The 14,971-nt window shown below is 71.4% G+C and carries 13 protein-coding genes; 8 read left to right on the forward strand and 5 right to left on the reverse strand.

Going from position 1 to position 14,971, the window contains the following annotated elements:
* Positions 1-61: 61 nt before the first annotated feature.
* Positions 62-931, forward strand: a complete 870-nt coding sequence (locus tag ACFXKG_RS03295) for a phosphatidylinositol-specific phospholipase C/glycerophosphodiester phosphodiesterase family protein (protein ID WP_384831411.1) — start codon at positions 62-64, stop codon at positions 929-931.
* A 112-nt stretch (positions 932-1,043) separates the two neighbouring features.
* Positions 1,044-1,238 carry a hypothetical protein gene (locus ACFXKG_RS03300; protein ID WP_365816244.1) on the forward strand — a complete coding sequence of 65 codons (195 nt, stop codon included), beginning with the start codon at positions 1,044-1,046 and terminating at the stop codon, positions 1,236-1,238.
* An 18-nt stretch (positions 1,239-1,256) separates the two neighbouring features.
* Here the strand turns inward: ACFXKG_RS03300 and ACFXKG_RS03305 are convergent, their stop codons facing one another.
* The 3 genes from ACFXKG_RS03305 to ACFXKG_RS03315 form a co-directional block, all read right to left on the reverse strand.
* Entirely contained in the window at positions 1,257-1,631 is a 375-nt protein-coding gene (locus tag ACFXKG_RS03305; protein WP_384831414.1) for a DUF779 domain-containing protein, read from the reverse strand.
* Between the two features lie 114 nt (positions 1,632-1,745).
* Positions 1,746-2,780 carry an L-idonate 5-dehydrogenase gene (locus ACFXKG_RS03310; RefSeq protein ID WP_384831417.1) on the reverse strand — a complete coding sequence of 345 codons (1,035 nt, stop codon included), beginning with the start codon at positions 2,778-2,780 and terminating at the stop codon, positions 1,746-1,748.
* Positions 2,777-4,174, reverse strand: a complete 1,398-nt coding sequence (locus tag ACFXKG_RS03315) for an MFS transporter (protein ID WP_384831421.1) — start codon at positions 4,172-4,174, stop codon at positions 2,777-2,779. Before ACFXKG_RS03315 ends, ACFXKG_RS03310 begins: the two co-directional genes overlap by 4 nt.
* Positions 4,175-4,414: 240 nt before the next feature.
* Here ACFXKG_RS03315 and ACFXKG_RS03320 point away from each other — a divergent pair, with 240 nt between their 5' ends.
* Positions 4,415-5,128 (forward strand): GntR family transcriptional regulator, encoded by a 714-nt coding sequence (locus ACFXKG_RS03320; protein WP_384831423.1) that lies wholly within the window; start codon positions 4,415-4,417, stop codon positions 5,126-5,128.
* A gap of 133 nt (positions 5,129-5,261) precedes the next feature.
* Here the strand turns inward: ACFXKG_RS03320 and ACFXKG_RS03325 are convergent, their stop codons facing one another.
* The gene (locus ACFXKG_RS03325) at positions 5,262-5,891 is read right to left on the reverse strand and encodes a TetR family transcriptional regulator (RefSeq protein ID WP_384831426.1); all 630 of its coding nucleotides are present in this window, start codon (positions 5,889-5,891) and stop codon (positions 5,262-5,264) included.
* A gap of 191 nt (positions 5,892-6,082) precedes the next feature.
* Between ACFXKG_RS03325 and ACFXKG_RS03330 the strand changes: the two genes are divergently transcribed.
* Together ACFXKG_RS03330 and ACFXKG_RS03335 are read left to right on the forward strand one after the other, a co-directional pair.
* Positions 6,083-6,859: an SDR family NAD(P)-dependent oxidoreductase gene (locus ACFXKG_RS03330; RefSeq protein WP_384831429.1), complete on the forward strand. Its 777-nt coding sequence runs from the start codon at positions 6,083-6,085 to the stop codon at positions 6,857-6,859.
* Between the two features lie 91 nt (positions 6,860-6,950).
* Entirely contained in the window at positions 6,951-7,886 is a 936-nt protein-coding gene (locus ACFXKG_RS03335) for a zinc-binding dehydrogenase (RefSeq protein ID WP_384831432.1), read from the forward strand.
* Between the two features lie 48 nt (positions 7,887-7,934).
* Here ACFXKG_RS03335 and ACFXKG_RS03340 read toward each other — a convergent pair whose 3' ends face one another.
* The gene (locus ACFXKG_RS03340) at positions 7,935-9,218 is read right to left on the reverse strand and encodes an MFS transporter (protein WP_384831435.1); all 1,284 of its coding nucleotides are present in this window, start codon (positions 9,216-9,218) and stop codon (positions 7,935-7,937) included.
* Positions 9,219-9,681: 463 nt separating this feature from the next.
* Here ACFXKG_RS03340 and ACFXKG_RS03345 point away from each other — a divergent pair, with 463 nt between their 5' ends.
* The 3 genes from ACFXKG_RS03345 (at position 9,682) to ACFXKG_RS03355 (ending at position 14,951) form a co-directional block, all read left to right on the forward strand.
* Positions 9,682-10,602 carry a 5-dehydro-4-deoxyglucarate dehydratase gene (locus tag ACFXKG_RS03345; RefSeq protein ID WP_384831438.1) on the forward strand — a complete coding sequence of 307 codons (921 nt, stop codon included), beginning with the start codon at positions 9,682-9,684 and terminating at the stop codon, positions 10,600-10,602.
* Complete coding sequence (locus ACFXKG_RS03350) at positions 10,599-11,870, forward strand: glucarate dehydratase family protein (RefSeq protein ID WP_384831441.1); 1,272 nt, start codon at positions 10,599-10,601, stop codon at positions 11,868-11,870. The genes ACFXKG_RS03345 and ACFXKG_RS03350 overlap by 4 nt, the downstream gene beginning before the upstream one ends.
* A gap of 234 nt (positions 11,871-12,104) precedes the next feature.
* Positions 12,105-14,951, forward strand: coding sequence for a beta-L-arabinofuranosidase domain-containing protein (locus ACFXKG_RS03355; RefSeq protein WP_384831444.1), 2,847 nt, complete (start codon positions 12,105-12,107; stop codon positions 14,949-14,951).
* Positions 14,952-14,971 lie beyond the last annotated feature (20 nt).

Here is a 14,971-nt window from a genome sequence, read left to right on the forward strand (position 1 = left end):
GGGCGATACTCACCAGGACCGTGCCCGCCGCGCCCCCAGCGCGTCCCGTCCCGGAGGCATCATGGCCCTCACCACCCGCCGCAGAGCCGTCAGCACGCTCACCGCCGCGCTCGCGGGGGTCGTCGCGGCCCCCGCCTACGCCCGGGCCGCAGCCCGGACGGGAGGCGGCGGCCAGGGCCCCCGGCCGCTGCGCCGCGCCCACGCCCACAACGACTACCTCCACCCGCGCCCGCTCCTCGACGCGCTCGCGCACGGCTTCACCAGCGTCGAGGCCGACATCTTCCTGGTCGACGGCGAACTGCTGGTCGCCCACGAGGCCACCGATCTCGACCCGGCCCGTACCCTCGCCTCGCTCTACCTCGACCCGCTCTTCGCCCGGGTCCGCGCGAACGGGGGCTCCGTCCACCGGGGATACCACCGCCCGGTGCAACTGCTCATCGACATCAAGACGGACGGCGCCGCCGCGTACACCGAGCTGCACCGCCAACTCGCCCGCTACCGCTCGATGCTGACCACGTACGCCCACGGCTCGGTACGCCCCGGCGCGGTCACCCCGGTCATCTCCGGCGACCGCGCGGCCCGCGTACCGATGGAGGCGCAGCGCGTGCGGTACGCCTTCTACGACGGGCGGCTCGACGACCTCGGGACCGCCGCGCCCGCCTCCTTCGTCCCGCTCATCAGCACCAACTGGACGCAGAGCTTCAGCTGGCAGGGCGCCGGCCCGTTCCCCGCCGCCGAGCGCGCCGAACTGCGGCGTCTCGCCGGCGCCGCGCACTCCCACGGGCAGCGGCTGCGCTTCTGGGCCACCCCCGACCTGCCGGGGCCCGCGCGGGACGCCGTCTGGAGCGAACTGCTCGCCGCCGGTGTGGACCACCTCAACACCGACGACCTCGCGGGTCTCGAACGCTTTCTGCGCACCGCCCGTCCGTAACCCCGCGTCAACCACCCGTACGGCGGACACGCCAGTCGGCCGTACCGGCTCCCTCCTCCGCCACACTGGCGGCCGAATGCCGCGATTCCCGTGCGGCGGAGGAGGTTTGGCGATGGCCATTTCGATTTCAGTGGTGCTGCTTCTGGCGATTCTCGCGGTGGTCTTCCTGCGCAGCGGCGGACTGAAGTTCTCGCACGCGCTGGTCTGCGCCCTGCTCGGATTCTTCCTCGCGGGCACGAGCATGGCGCCGACCATCGCCAACGGGATCTCCACCACGGCCGGGGTGGTCTCCAGCCTCAACCCCTGACCGCCGGGCGCCCGGCGGTCACGTACCGACCAGCCGCGAGCGGATCAGGAAGCGCACTCCCTCGGGGGCCTCCAGGGAGAAGCCGCTGCCGCGCCCCACGACCACGTCGACGATGAGCCGGGTGTGACGCCACACCTCGTACTGGCTCACCGACATCCAGAACGGGACCGGCTCGGCGACGCCCTCGACCTCCAGGGAATGGAGCAGCACGTCGGAGCCGCCGGTACGGAACTCGCCGTCCGGATAGCACATGGGCGCGCTGCCGTCGCAACAGCCGCCCGACTGATGGAACATCAACGGTCCGTGGTCCGCCCGCAGCCGCCGGATCAACTCGGCGGCCGCGGGCGTCAGCACGACCAGGGGCGTCTCGGGGGAACTCGTTTCGTCCGTCATCTCGCCGCCTCTGCGGAGGAAGGGAACCGGTCGTCAGGAGAACCAGTCAACCCGCCGCGAGGTTGCGCCGGGGTTGCACCGCGGCGCAACCAACCCCCGGTCCTGTCTCCCCTTCTACCCGTCCCGGCCGAGCCTGAGCATCACCTTGCTGCTCCCGCTCGCCGGGTCGGCGGCGACGGCCAGCGCCTCCCCGGCCCGGTCGAGGGCGAAGCGGTGGGTGATCACGGGGGAGACGTCCAGACCGTCCCGCATCGCCAGCAGCGCGTCGTCGATCTCCTCCACGAAGCGGTACGAGCCGACCCAGTTGATCTCCCGGGTCACCAGGTCACCGAGGGCCGCGGACACGGCGGCGCCCGGCAGGTTACCGACCTGGACGAGGGTGCCGCCGCGCGCCGTCGCCCGCAGGACGGGGCCGAGCGCGGCCGGGGCGCCGGACGCCTCGAAGGCCACCTCGACATCGTCGGGGAGCGCCGCGCCGGCGCCGAGGTCGCGCGTCTCGTCCGCGCCCATGGCGCGGGCGACGTCGAGCGACGCCGCGGAGAGGTCCGAGGCGATCACCGCGGCGGCGCCCCGGTGCTTCGCCGCCGCCACGACCAGCGCCCCGATCGGGCCGCAGCCGTTGACCAGCACGGCCTTGCCCCGGATGTCCCCGGCGCGGTGCACGGCGTGCAGCGCCACGGCGAGGGGTTCGGCGAGGGCGCCGTGCTCGGTGTCCACGCCGTCGGGCAGCGGCCGTATCTGCGTCGCCCGGACCACCCGGTACTCGCTGAACCCGCCGTCGGTGCCCGGGTCGAAGGCCGCGGAACCGAAGTACCTGATCCGCGGGTGGAGGTTGGTGCGGCCGGCGATCCGGTCCGGCAGCGGTCCGTTGCCGACCGGCTCGGCCGGGTGCACGGTGACGGGCTGTCCGACGCGCAGTCCGTCGACCCCCTCGCCGGTCGCGGCGATCCGTCCCGCGACCTCGTGACCGAGCACCAGGGGGTGCGTGAGCGCGGCGGTCCCGGACGCCCCGTGCTTCCAGTAGGCGACGTCGGACCCGCAGATCCCGCCCCACTCCATCGCGAGGAGGACTTCCCCCTCGCCCGGCACGGGGTCGGGACGCTCGTCGATACGGAGGTCTCCGGCACCGTGGACGACGACGGCCCTCATGCGGCGTCCTCCAGCCGGACCAGGTCGCGGCCGCGGGTCTCGGGGGCGAGGTACGCGGAGACCAGGGTGATCAGGGAGTAGACGACGAGCATCGCCGCGATCGGCCACCAGCTCCCGGTGACGGCGGTGAGGGTCGCCGCGACGACCGGCCCGATGGCGGTGGCGAGGATGCCGCCGATCTCCTTGGCCAGGGCGAGCTGGGTGAAACGGGTCCGGGAGCCGAACAGCTCGGCCATCGTCACGCTCTCCAGCGAGAACAGCCCGAGGACACCGACGTTGAGCCCGAGGACCATGCCGAGCATCAGCGCGGAGGTGCTGTCCGAGGTGATGAGCATCATCATCGGGAACGCGAAGGCCATGGTCAGCAGGGTGAGCGCGAGATACATCGGGCGGCGGCCGAAGCGGTCGCCGAGCAGCCCGACCAGCGGCACGGTGAGGAAGCCCAGCAGTGAGCCGTAGACGATCGCGTCGGTCGGCACGGACCGCTCGGCGTGGAGCGTGGTGGCGATGTAGCCGACGAGGAACGTCTGGATCAGCCCCGAGTTGCCGGCCTGGCCGAACCGCAGACCGAGGGCGAGGAAGAACGCCTTGCCCTTGCGCTGGCGGATCCCGGCCTCCAGGACGCTCTCCTGCTTTTCGTCCAGGGCGGAGTCGGTCAGAACGGTCTCGACCTCGTCGCGGGACATGGCGACACCGTCGACCACATCGGCCCGCTCCTCGAAGACCGGGCTCTCCTTGAGGTTCCTGCGCAGCCAGACAGCGAAGATCATCAGGAGGAAGCTCAGCAGGAAGGGGAGCCGCCAGCCCCACGAGAGCAGCTGCTCCTCGCTGAGCACGGCGAGCAGGATCGCCCACAGGCCGGACGCGGCCAGGGTGCCGGAGTTGGTGCCGAGCGACACCAGCGACGAGACCAGGCCCCGGCGCTTGGTGGGGGCGTACTCGGCGAGCATGACGGTGGCCCCGGCGATCTCGGCGCCGGCCCCGAAGCCCTGGACCAGGCGCAGGGCGACCAGCAGGATCGGGGCGAGGATGCCGATCGAGGCGTAGGTCGGCAGCGCGCCGATCAGCGTGGTCGAGGCGCCCATCAGCAGGATGGTCAGGAACAGGACCTTCTTGCGGCCGATCCGGTCGCCCATCCGCCCGAAGTAGACGGCCCCGGCGAGCCGGGCGACGTACCCGACACCGTAGGTCGCCATGGCGGCGATCAGGCCGATCGCCGGGCTGACGTCGGGGAAGAAGATCTTGTTGAAGACGATGGCCGCTGCCAGCGAGTAGAGCTGGAAGTCCATGAACTCCATCGCCGTACCCAGCCAGCCGGATACGGCGGCCTTGGTGAGATCACGCGTCGTTCTCGTCGCGGGGCCCGTGGGCTCCGTCCGCGTGGTGTCCGTCATGGGAACTCCGTTGTTCGGGGAAGTGCAGTCGGCTGTCGGAGAGGGACGAGCCTGCTCCTTCGAGGGTCCGTACGCCGCCGGCCAACCGGTTCACACGCCGGACAACTGGTCGACATGGCTGGTATACAAGCACTGGTCGGCCAGTGATGCAATACTCGCGCCACATGGGACGACGCCACCGGAACGGCACAGCGCCATCGACCGGGCACAGGCCGTGTCAGCGCCCGATACGATGAGCGCATGGCCCGATCGAACCGGCAGCGGACCAGCCGCCGCGCTGTCTACGAGACGTTGCGGCACAAGGTTCTGACCCTTGAGCTCCCTCCGGGCGCAGCCCTGTCCGAGAACGAGCTGGCGGCGGCCCTCGGGGTCAGCCGCACCCCTGTCAGGGAGAGTCTGATCCTGCTCTCCCATGAGGGTCTGGTCCAGGTCTTTCCGCAGGTGGGGTCCTTCGTCTCACGGGTCGACCCGGCCAAGGTGGCCGACGCCCAGTTCCTCCGGGAGGCGGTGGAGCTGGCCTCTCTGGAAGACCTCCCCGAGGAACTCGACCCCGAGCTCGTCGACGCACTGCGCGCCAACCTGGCCGAGCAGCAGCGGCCGGGCCTCGCCCTGGAGGAGTTCTTCGCCCTGGACGAGGCGTTCCACCAGGCCATCCTGCGGCTGAGCGGACACGGCAGCGCCTGGGCCACCGTGGTCTCGGCCAAGGGCCACCTCGACCGCGCGCGCCGCCTGGGCCTCTACCACACCGCGTCACCGGCCGGTTTCGCCGCCCAGCACGTGGAGATCTTCGAAGCGGTGCTCGCCGGGGACGTCACCCTGGCCCGTACGGCCATGCGCACCCATCTGCGGGCGGTCTTCGACGACGTCGAACGCATCCGGGCCCGCTCGCCGGAGCTGTTCGCCACGGACTCGGGCACGGTCCCGGTACGGCGCAACATCGCCGTCTGGGAGTAGGACCGTCCGGAAGGCGCGGTCAGAGCTGTCAGGCGCCGGCCGGGGGGTCCCGCCGGCGGCGGCAGATGTGCCGCAGCAGGCCGGGGCGCGGCCCGGCGCGGAGCCCAGCCGCGCCGGTGCCCACCGAGTCTGCTCAGCCGGTGGTGTCGAGCCACGTCTGCAGGAGGTCGCAGAGCGGAGCGAGCTCCCGGTCGAGTTCCGGGAGGAGGGCGGCGGACGGCGACGGTTCGGTGAGCCAGCTCCGCAGTACGGCGAGGAACGCCGCCTGCACGGCGCCGCCGATGCTCTGGGCCGTCACACCGCTCGGCGGTATGCCGTGCCGGCGGGCGACGAAGGCGGTGACGGCGGCCGCCCAGCTCAGCCAGTGCGCGGACTCCTCGGACCGCAGGTCGGGGGAGGTGTCGAGGAGCGCGAAGCGTTCCATCCACAGGCTGGAGTCCTCGATGGAGAGCGCGAGGTTCCTGACGACGCACGCGCGGACGGCGCGCATCGCCGGCTCCGCGGGGTCCGTGGCGTCGAGGAGTTCGGAGAGGCGCCGGGTGTGGACGTCGAAGGTGCCCCAGACGATCTCCGACTTCGTCCCCCAGTACCGGAACACACTCGTCCGGCTCACCCCGCTCGCCTCGGCGATCATCGGGATCGTGGTCGCCGCGTAGCCGTGGTCGAGGAAGAGGCGGATCGCGACGCGCTCGATGTCCTCCCGGGACGACACCGCGGGCCGGCCGGGGGACCGCCGTCGGGGTGGCGGTGGAGTCGCGTGCATACCAGTCCTGTCCCCCCGCCCCTGTCAGGGGCGAGTACATTGTGATACTCAGTACCAGAATAGAAGGCGCACCCCGTCGCGGTGCTGAGGGGACCGTACTCGACGCAGGGAGGAGCCCCCCCTGTGGGACGGGAGGAATCCCGTGCTCGGCGCGGCGAGGCGCCCCGCGGCAAGGGAAAGAGAGCTCAACCATGCAACTCGACGGCAAACGCGTCATCGTGACCGGCGGTTCCCAGGGCATCGGCGAGGCCACCGTGCGTGCCTTCGCGCGCGAGGGCGCGCGGGTGTGGTCGTTCGATCTCGCGCCGGAGGCCGGTGAACGCGTCGCGGCCGAGGCGACGGCGGAGGGGCCCGGGACGGTCACGTTCCGCCGCGCCGACATCGCCGACAAGGACGCCGTCGACGCCGCCTTCGACGAGGCGACCGGCGCGCTCGGCGGCCTCGACGTGCTGGTCAACGTGGCCGGCCTGCAGCGCAGCTCGCCCGCGGCGGAGATCACGGACGAACTGTGGGAGTCGGTCTTCCGGGTCAACGTGCTGGGTACGATCCACACCAACCAGGCGGCCTACCGGGCCATGCGGCCGGCCGGCGCGGGCGCGATCGTCAACTTCGGCTCGATGTCCGGGTTCACCGGCGAGCTCACCAACGCCACCTACGGGGCCTCGAAGGCCGCCGTCCACACCTGGACGCGCACCGTGGCCCGCGAGTGGGGGCCGGACGGGATACGGGTGAACGCCGTCCTCCCGTACGTCAACACCCCGATGTTCGACAAGTACCGCGGCTCGCTCGGCCCGGAGGAACTCGCGGCGTACGACGCCGAGATCGCGAAGTCGATCCCGCTCGGCGGGAAGTTCGGCGACGCCGACACCGATCTCGCGCCCGTGCTGGTGTTCCTCGCGAGCGACGCCTCGCACTTCATCACCGGGCAGCTCCTGCCCGTCGACGGCGGCCTGACCAGCGTCCGCTGACGATCACCACCGGCCCCGGCGGGGCCGGCGCCGCCACCGCGGCGCGTTCCGGCCGGGCCACCACGTATCACCAGAGGAAGAAGAAACACCCATGAGGGCATGGCAGTTCACCGGTGTGAACGAACCCCTGCAGCTTGTCGAGCTGCCCGAACCGACCCCGGCCGCGGGCGAGATCGTACTCGCCGTCAAGGCGGCGGGGATCTGTCACAGCGACGTCAGCTTCATCGACGGCACGATCACCTCGCTGCTCGGGCACCTCCCGATCGTGCTCGGCCACGAGACCGCCGGGATCGTCACCGCGGTCGGTGAGGGCGTCACCGGCTTCGCCGTCGGCGACCGGGTCGGCATCCCGGCCACCACCGAGGGACCGGGCACCGCGGTCGACGGCGGATTCGCCGAGTACACCGCGGTCGAGGCGCGGCTCGCCGTCCATGTGCCGGACGCCGTCGACTTCGAACAGGCCGCGCCCGCCATGGACGCGGCCCGTACGGCCTACCGCGCCGTCGAGACGTTCGGGCACGTCGCGGCCGGGATGAACGTCGGCATCATCGGCTTCGGCGGTCTCGGTTCGCTCGGCGCGCAGATCGCGAAGGCCGCCGGCGCCACCGTGTACGTGGCCGAGGTGAACGAGTCCGCCTGGGAGCGGGCCAGGGAGCTGGGGGTCGGCGGTGTCTCCGCCGACATCCGTGACTTCGAGGACGCCGGGCTCGACGTCGTCATCGACTTCGCCGGGTTCGGTACGACCACCGCCTCCGCCGTCGACGCCGTCCGGCACGGCGGGCGGATCGTGCAGATCGGCCTGGCCCGTGAGACGGCCACCCTCTCCATGCAGAAGATCACGATGAAGGAGATCACCCTCGTCGGTGCCTCCAACGGGGAGAAGTCCGAGGCGGAGGCCGTCCTCGGCCTCATCGCCACCGGCGCCCTGCGCTCGCACACCGTGCCGATCCCGTTCGACCGGATCCCCGAGTACATCGGCAAGCTCACGAGCGGCGAGCTGGCCGGCCGCGCCGTCGCCCTGCTGTAGCGCCCGGCCCCGTCCGACCCGGGAGGAAACCCGGGTCGGACGGCACGCCTACCGCACCTCGCCGGTCGCCACCGCTCGCCCGGCCGCTTCCGGTTCGCCCGTACGGGACGCCGGGCCGCCCGGCCGGCGCATGAAGGCGACACCGAACGCGGCCAGCACGGATGCCACCGCGAGGGCGTACAGACCGCCGTGCGTACTGCCGGTGGTGTCCTTGAGGTAGCCGAAGAGGGTGGGGGAGACGAACCCGCCCAGGTTGCCCAGCGAGTTGACCACCGCCAGACCGGCCGCGGCGATCTTCAGGTCGAGTCCGGACTGCGCCATCGGCCAGAACAGGGTGGCCGCGCACTTGCCGCCGACCGCGGCCAGGGTGATGGCGGCGAGCCCGAACCAGGGGGAGCCCAGAGTGGCGAGGAAGGAGCCCACCGCCGACAGGACCAGCGCGATCGCGAGATAGGGCCGGCGGTCCGGGGAGCGGTCCGTGAAGTGGCTCATCGAGTACATGGCGATCACCGCGCAGATCCACGGGATGGCGGAGAGCAGCCCGATCTGGAAGGGCGAGAGCCCGCCGATCTCCGCCACCAGGCTCGGCAGCCAGAACGTGATCGCGTAGCCGGTCAGGGCCATCGCGAAGAAGACCGCGGTCAGCAGGGCGACCTGGGGGTGGACCAGGAGCCGCATCCGCGACACCTTCGGAGCCCGGCTGCGGGACTCCTGGTCGCGCGCGACCGCCGCGCTCAGCGCGTCCTTCTCCTCCTGCGTGAGCCAGCGCGCGTCACCGATCCGGGAGACCAGGAAGAATCCGGCGACGATCCCCACCACGATGGAGAAGACGCCCTCGATCGCGAACATCCAGCGCCAGCCGGCGAATCCGGCCACCCCGTGCATCTCCAGCAGCGCCCCGGTGATCGGACCGGTCACGATGTAGGCCGTGGCGGAGCCGCCCAGGAAGATCGCGCTGGCCCGGCCCCGGCTGGAGTCCGGCAGCCACTGGGTGAAGTAGAGGAGCACGCCGGGGAAGAAGCCCGCCTCCGTGACACCGAGGAGGAAGCGCAGGACGTAGAACGTCGTCACGTTGTGGATGAGACACATCGCCAGGATCACCGCGCCCCAGGTGATCATGATGCGGGTCAGCCAGACCCGGGCGCCGAAGCGTTCCATGAGCATGTTGCTCGGAACCTCGAAGAGGGCGTACCCGATGAAGAACAGGCCGGCGCCGAGACCGTAGGCGGTGGCGCTCACCCCGACGTCGGCCCTCAACTCGTCCTGGACGAACCCGACGTTCGTCCGGTCCATCTGGTTGACCAGGAGCATCAGCACCAGAATGGGCAGCATGCGGCGGAGGAATTTGCCGACCGCACGGCTTTCCGCGTCCGGTTCGCTTGGTTCGCTCTTGGGGCTCTTCGCAAGAGGCTGCGGGACCATCGTTGTCTCCCACTTCGATTGGCGTGACGGCATGACAGATATGTCCGGTGCCTGGGCCGTCGACCGCGAAGGCCGGACTCCGCTCGCGAGGGCGGGGGCGCGTCGCGCCCCGACCGTCCCGGCGTCCGGCTCGGTCGTATATGTATGTGAACATCTGTCACACGTGTGGACACGTTACGGTCGCGTGTCCACCCGGTCAATGGTTTCCCGTGGAATCTCGCGGGACCGCCACCGTGTGTCCATGAGGTGCAAGGTCCCACGTCAGAGGCGAAGGGGCGGTGGTGTGACCGCTTGACGGTTTCCCGCGGGGCGGCCTAAGTTCGGTGACGAATACATGAACATAGATCTCGGACACATACATGAACGGAGTCTCATGCTTGACGGAGTGCTGTTCTTTCCGGTCACCCCCTTCGCACCCGACGGCGCTCTCGATCCACAGACCCTCGACGCCCATGTACGGGCGGGGGTGCAAGCCGGTGCCGGCGCGGTCTTCGCCGCCTGCGGCACCGGGGAGTTCCACGCCCTGGCGCCGCGGGAACACACCGACGTCGTACGCATCGCGGTCGAGGCCGTGAACGGTGCGGTTCCCGTGTACGCGGGTGTCGGCGGCGCGCTCCCGACGGCGGTCGAACTCGCCGTGACGGCACGTGAGAGCGGCGCCGACGGACTGCTCCTGCTGCCGCCGTACCTGGTCAACGCCGATCAGGACGGCCTGGTGCGGTACGTACGGGAGGTCGCGGAGGCGGCCGGACTGCCCCTCATCGTCTACAACCGGGCCAACGCCCGGTTCGGCCCCCGCGCCGCCGTGGAGGTCGCCGGGATCGACCAGGTCGTCGGCTTCAAGGACGGCGTGGGCGACATCGAGACCCTGGCGCGCACCGTCGTCGCCATCCGCGCATCGCTGCGCGACAGCGCCAAGCCCTTCCAGTTCTTCAACGGGCTCCCCACCGCGGAGGTCACCGTCCCCGCCTACCGGGCCATCGGTGTCCCGCTCTACTCGTCCGCCGTCTTCTGTTTCGCCCCGGAGATCTCCCTGGCCTTCCATCAGGCGGTGACCACCGGCGACGACAAGCGCGCCGACGCCCTGCTGGCCGCCTTCTTCCACCCGCTGGTCGCCCTGCGGGACAAAGTCCCGGGGTACGCGGTCTCCCTGGTCAAGGCCGGCGTGCGGCTGCGCGGCCTCGACGTGGGGCCGGTGCGCGCACCGCTGACCGAGCCCACACGGGAGGACCTCGACGAACTCGCCTCGCTCCTGGAGCGGGGACTCGAACTGGTAGGGAGCACCAGCGCATGAGCGCCGAGAAGCTGCGGATCTCCGCCGTCACCATCACCCCCGTCGCCTTCCGGGACCCGCCGCTCCTCAACTCGGTCGGCGTCCACGAGCCGTACGCCCTGCGCGCGATCGTCGAGGTGCACACCGACGGCGGGCTCACCGGGCTCGGCGAGACCTACGCCGACGCCAAGCACCTGGAACGGCTCCAGGCCGTCGCGGACCGGATCGCCGGACTCGACGTCTACGCCACCGAGGAGTTGCATCGGATCGTCGGCGAGGTCATCGCCCGGGTCGGCGGCGTCGGCGGCTCCGGTCTGACCGGGATGGTCACCACCAGCAGCACCGTCGACCGGGTGTTCTCCCCGTTCGAGGTCGCCCTGCTCGACATCCAGGGGCGGGCCTGCGGCCGCCCGGTCTCCGATCTCCTCGGCGGCGCGGTGCGCCCGGCGGTGCCGTTCAGCGCCTACCTGTTCTACAAGTGGGCCGCCCACCCCGGCGCCGAGCCCGACGCATGGGGCGCGGCCCTCGACCCCGAGGGCATCGTGGCCCAGGCCCGGCGCATGGTCGACACGTACGGGTTCACCGCCATCAAGCTCAAGGGCGGGGTCCTGCCGCCGGAGGAGGAGATCGAGGCGGTACGGGCGCTGCGCGCCGAGTTCCCCGACCACCCGCTGCGGCTCGACCCGAACGCGGCGTGGACGGTGCCCACGTCCGTCAAGGTCGGCCAGGCGCTCGACGGGGTGCTGGAGTATCTGGAGGACCCCACGCCGGACATCGCGGGCATGGCCGCCGTCGCCCGCGAGGTGTCGATGCCGCTGGCGACCAACATGTGCGTCGTGGCCTTCGACGAACTCCACCCCTCGGTAGCGGTGGACGCCGTACAGGTCATCCTCTCCGACCACCACTACTGGGGCGGCCTGCGCCGCTCCAAGCTCCTCTCCGGGATCTGCGACTCCTTCGGCATGGGCCTGTCCATGCACTCGAACTCGCATCTGGGCATCAGCCTCGCGGCGATGACCCATCTCGCGGCCGCCACCCCGAACCTCACCTACGCCTGTGACACCCACTGGCCCTGGAAGACCGAGGACGTCATCGAGCCCGGTGTCCTGGCGTTCAAGGACGGCTCGGTGGAGGTGCCCACCACCCCCGGCCTCGGTGTCACGCTCGACCGGGACGCCCTGGGGACACTGCACGAGCAGTACCTGAGCAGCGGTCTGCGCGACCGGGACGACACCGGCTACATGCGCACCATCCACCCGACCTACCGGGCCACCATCCCGCGCTGGTAGGGGAGGCGGAGGGCGAGGCGGCAGGAGAGGGAGAGGCGAAGGAGCGGGCCCGGCGGTGCGAGGGACACCGCCGGGCCCTGACGCGAGCGTTGACGCGCCCGCTTTCCGAATCTATCTTCTGACCGGAACTCAGAACGACGTTCGGTATCCCGAACGGATGGTGCCGCTCAAGGAGACATGCCCGTCTCCGACGCTCATGGCCGCCTCCCCAGTCGCAGAGATGAGGACCCCCCTATGCCACCGCCACCACCGCCACCGCCCCTCTCCCGGCGCGGCATGCTCCGGACCGCGGTACTCGCCGCGGCGGCATCGGGATTCTCCGGCGCCACCGCCGGCTCCTCATCCGCCTCCTCCTCCGCTCCCGTCGGCCCCTCCGCCGCGACCCTCCCGGCCCCGCCCACCTGGGCGCTGCACCCCTTCGCGCTCGGGGATGTGACGCTCGGCCGGGGCGTCTTCGCCACGAAACGCCAGTTCATGCTCGACCACGGGCGTGGTTACGACGCGGACCGGCTCCTCCAGGTCTTCCGCGCCAACGCCGGGCTGTCGACCCGCGGCGCGGTCGCCCCCGGCGGCTGGGAGGGCCTCGACGGCGAGGCCAACGGCAACCTCCGGGGCCACTACACCGGACACTTCCTGACGATGCTCGCCCAGTCCTACGCCGGCACCGGTGACCAGGTGTACGCAGACCGGATCAGCTACCTGACCGGCGCCCTCACCGAGGTCAGGGCGGCGCTCAGGGTCGCGCCGGCGGTGCTCGGCGTGGCCGGCCGGTTCGGCACCGCGGCGGAACACGTCCGCGGCTCCTACCGGTACGTCGACCTGCCCGCCGGCGTCCTCGGCGGCGCCCCGGCCATCACCCTGTCCGCCTGGGTGAAGCCCACCCACCACGCGGCCTGGGCCCGGGTCTTCGACTTCGGCGACGACACCACCCGCTACCTCTACCTCGCCGCCCGCAACGCGAACGGGGTGCCCCGCTTCGCCGTCACGACCGGGGGCCCCGCGGGCGAGCAGGGCATCGACGGCACCGGGGAGCTCCCGCTGGACCGGTGGAGCCATCTGGCCGTCACGATCGGCGGCGGCACCGGTGTGCTCTACGTCAACGGGACCGCCGTCGGGCGCCGTACGGGAATGACCCTCGACCCGGCGGTACTGGGCCCGTTGCGCAACAACTGGCTCGGCCGCTCGAACTTTCCGGGCGACCCGGTGTTCGCCGGCGCCTTCGACGAGTTCAACGCCTGGGCGCGCGCCCTCACCGCCCGCGAGATCGCGGAACTGCAGGACAGGCGGGCCGCCGACGCCTCCCCGGGCCGGGGCGATCTGGTGTCGTACGCCTTCGACGAGACCTCGGGCTCCACCGTCGCCGACGGTTCGGCGCGCGGCCTGGACGCCACCGTGCGCCGCACCTGGGGCGGCCCGAGCCACCCCGGGTTCCTCGCGGCCTACCCGGAGACCCAGTTCATCACGCTGGAGTCGATGACCGGCAGCGACTACACGGTCGTGTGGGCGCCGTACTACACCGCGCACAAGATTCTCCGGGGCCTGCTCGACGCCCACCTGCACACCGGCGACGCGCGGGCGCTCGACCTCGCCTCGGGCCTGTGCGACTGGATGTACTCCCGGCTGTCCCGGCTGCCCGCCGCCACTCTGCAGCGCATGTGGGGCCTCTTCTCCAGCGGCGAGTTCGGCGGCCTGGTCGAGGCGGTCTGTGATCTCCACGCCCTCACCGGCGGACCCGAACACCTCGCTCTCGCCCGGCTGTTCGACCTTGACTCCCTCATCGACGCCTGCGCCGCGAACCGCGACATCCTGGACGGGCTCCACGCCAATCAGCACATCCCCGTTCTCACCGGGCTCCTGCGGCTCCACGACGCGACGGGCGAAGCCCGCTACCTCGCCGCCGCGAAGAACTTCTGGGACATGGTCGTCCCCACCCGGATGTACGCCATCGGCGGCACCAGCACCGGCGAGTTCTGGCGGGCCCGGGGATCCGTGGCCGGAACGATCAGCGCCACCACCGCCGAGAGCTGCTGCGCGTACAACATGCTCAAGCTGAGCCGGCTGCTCTTCTTCCACGAGCCGGACCCGAAGTACATGGAGTACTACGAACGCGCCCTCTACAACCAGGTCCTCGGCTCCAAGCAGGACACCGCGGACGGCGAGAAGCCGCTGGTCACGTACTTCATCGGGCTGACACCCGGCCATGTCCGCGACTACACACCGAAGGCGGGCACCACCTGCTGCGAGGGCACCGGGATGGAGAGCGCCACCAAATACCAGGACTCCGTCTACTTCAGGACGGCCGACAACAGCGCCCTCTACGTCAACCTGTACAGCCCGTCCACCCTGACCTGGGCCGAGCGGGGCGTCACCGTGACCCAGACGACCGACTACCCCAGGGAGCAGGGCTCCACCCTGACCATCGGCGGCGCCGGCGCGTTCGAACTGCGGCTGCGCGTGCCCTCCTGGGCGGGCCCCGACTTCCGGGTGACCGTCAACGGCGCCCCGGTGGCGGGGCAGCCGCGGCCCGGCGCCTACTTCACCGTCTCCCGCACCTGGCGCGCCGGAGACACCGTCCGGATCACGGTGCCCTTCCGGCTCCGGACCGAGGCGACGCCCGACGACCCGACCCTCCAGGCCCTCTTCCACGGGCCGGTCAACCTGGTCGCGCGCGACCCCGCGACGGCCTGTCGGCGCCTCGGGTTCTACCGTAACGCCGCGCTCTCCGGAGACCTCCTGCCCACCCTCACCCCGGTACCGGGCAAGCCCCTCCACCACACCCTCGACGGCACGGAGTTCGCCCCCTTCTTCGAGGGGACCGAGGACCCGGCCCACGTCTACTTCCGCCGCGACGAACCCCGGGTCGTGTTCGGGAACACCGACTCGGGCGTCGCCAACCCGGCGCGGCTCGACGGCACGACCCTCCTCGACGAGATCTGGGCCGGGGCCCCGTTCCGTGACAAGGACGCGCTCGTCGCGCGGGTGCGGAGCACCGTGGACGCGTGGCGCTCCGCGGGCCTCCTCGGCCGGACCGACGGCGACACCGTGGTGAGAACGGCACGGAACGCTGCGTACGTCAACTGACCATGTACGTCAACTGACCT

Origin of the sequence: Streptomyces sp. NPDC059255 (genome assembly GCF_042752355.1) — a bacterium.
Lineage (GTDB): Bacteria > Actinomycetota > Actinomycetes > Streptomycetales > Streptomycetaceae > Streptomyces.

What these genes read in the sequence shown, in the direction of transcription:
- ACFXKG_RS03295 (WP_384831411.1), top strand. Translation starts at nt 62, where the DNA reads ATGGCCCTCACCACCCGCCGCAGAGCCGTCAGCACGCTCACCGCCGCG.
- ACFXKG_RS03300 (WP_365816244.1), top strand. Translation starts at nt 1,044, where the DNA reads ATGGCCATTTCGATTTCAGTGGTGCTGCTTCTGGCGATTCTCGCGGTG.
- ACFXKG_RS03305 (WP_384831414.1), bottom strand. Translation starts at nt 1,631, where the DNA reads ATGACGGACGAAACGAGTTCCCCCGAGACGCCCCTGGTCGTGCTGACG.
- ACFXKG_RS03310 (WP_384831417.1), bottom strand. Translation starts at nt 2,780, where the DNA reads ATGAGGGCCGTCGTCGTCCACGGTGCCGGAGACCTCCGTATCGACGAG.
- ACFXKG_RS03315 (WP_384831421.1), bottom strand. Translation starts at nt 4,174, where the DNA reads ATGACGGACACCACGCGGACGGAGCCCACGGGCCCCGCGACGAGAACG.
- ACFXKG_RS03320 (WP_384831423.1), top strand. Translation starts at nt 4,415, where the DNA reads ATGGCCCGATCGAACCGGCAGCGGACCAGCCGCCGCGCTGTCTACGAG.
- ACFXKG_RS03325 (WP_384831426.1), bottom strand. Translation starts at nt 5,891, where the DNA reads ATGCACGCGACTCCACCGCCACCCCGACGGCGGTCCCCCGGCCGGCCC.
- ACFXKG_RS03330 (WP_384831429.1), top strand. Translation starts at nt 6,083, where the DNA reads ATGCAACTCGACGGCAAACGCGTCATCGTGACCGGCGGTTCCCAGGGC.
- ACFXKG_RS03335 (WP_384831432.1), top strand. Translation starts at nt 6,951, where the DNA reads ATGAGGGCATGGCAGTTCACCGGTGTGAACGAACCCCTGCAGCTTGTC.
- ACFXKG_RS03340 (WP_384831435.1), bottom strand. Translation starts at nt 9,218, where the DNA reads ATGCTGCCCATTCTGGTGCTGATGCTCCTGGTCAACCAGATGGACCGG.
- ACFXKG_RS03345 (WP_384831438.1), top strand. Translation starts at nt 9,682, where the DNA reads ATGCTTGACGGAGTGCTGTTCTTTCCGGTCACCCCCTTCGCACCCGAC.
- ACFXKG_RS03350 (WP_384831441.1), top strand. Translation starts at nt 10,599, where the DNA reads ATGAGCGCCGAGAAGCTGCGGATCTCCGCCGTCACCATCACCCCCGTC.
- ACFXKG_RS03355 (WP_384831444.1), top strand. Translation starts at nt 12,105, where the DNA reads ATGCCACCGCCACCACCGCCACCGCCCCTCTCCCGGCGCGGCATGCTC.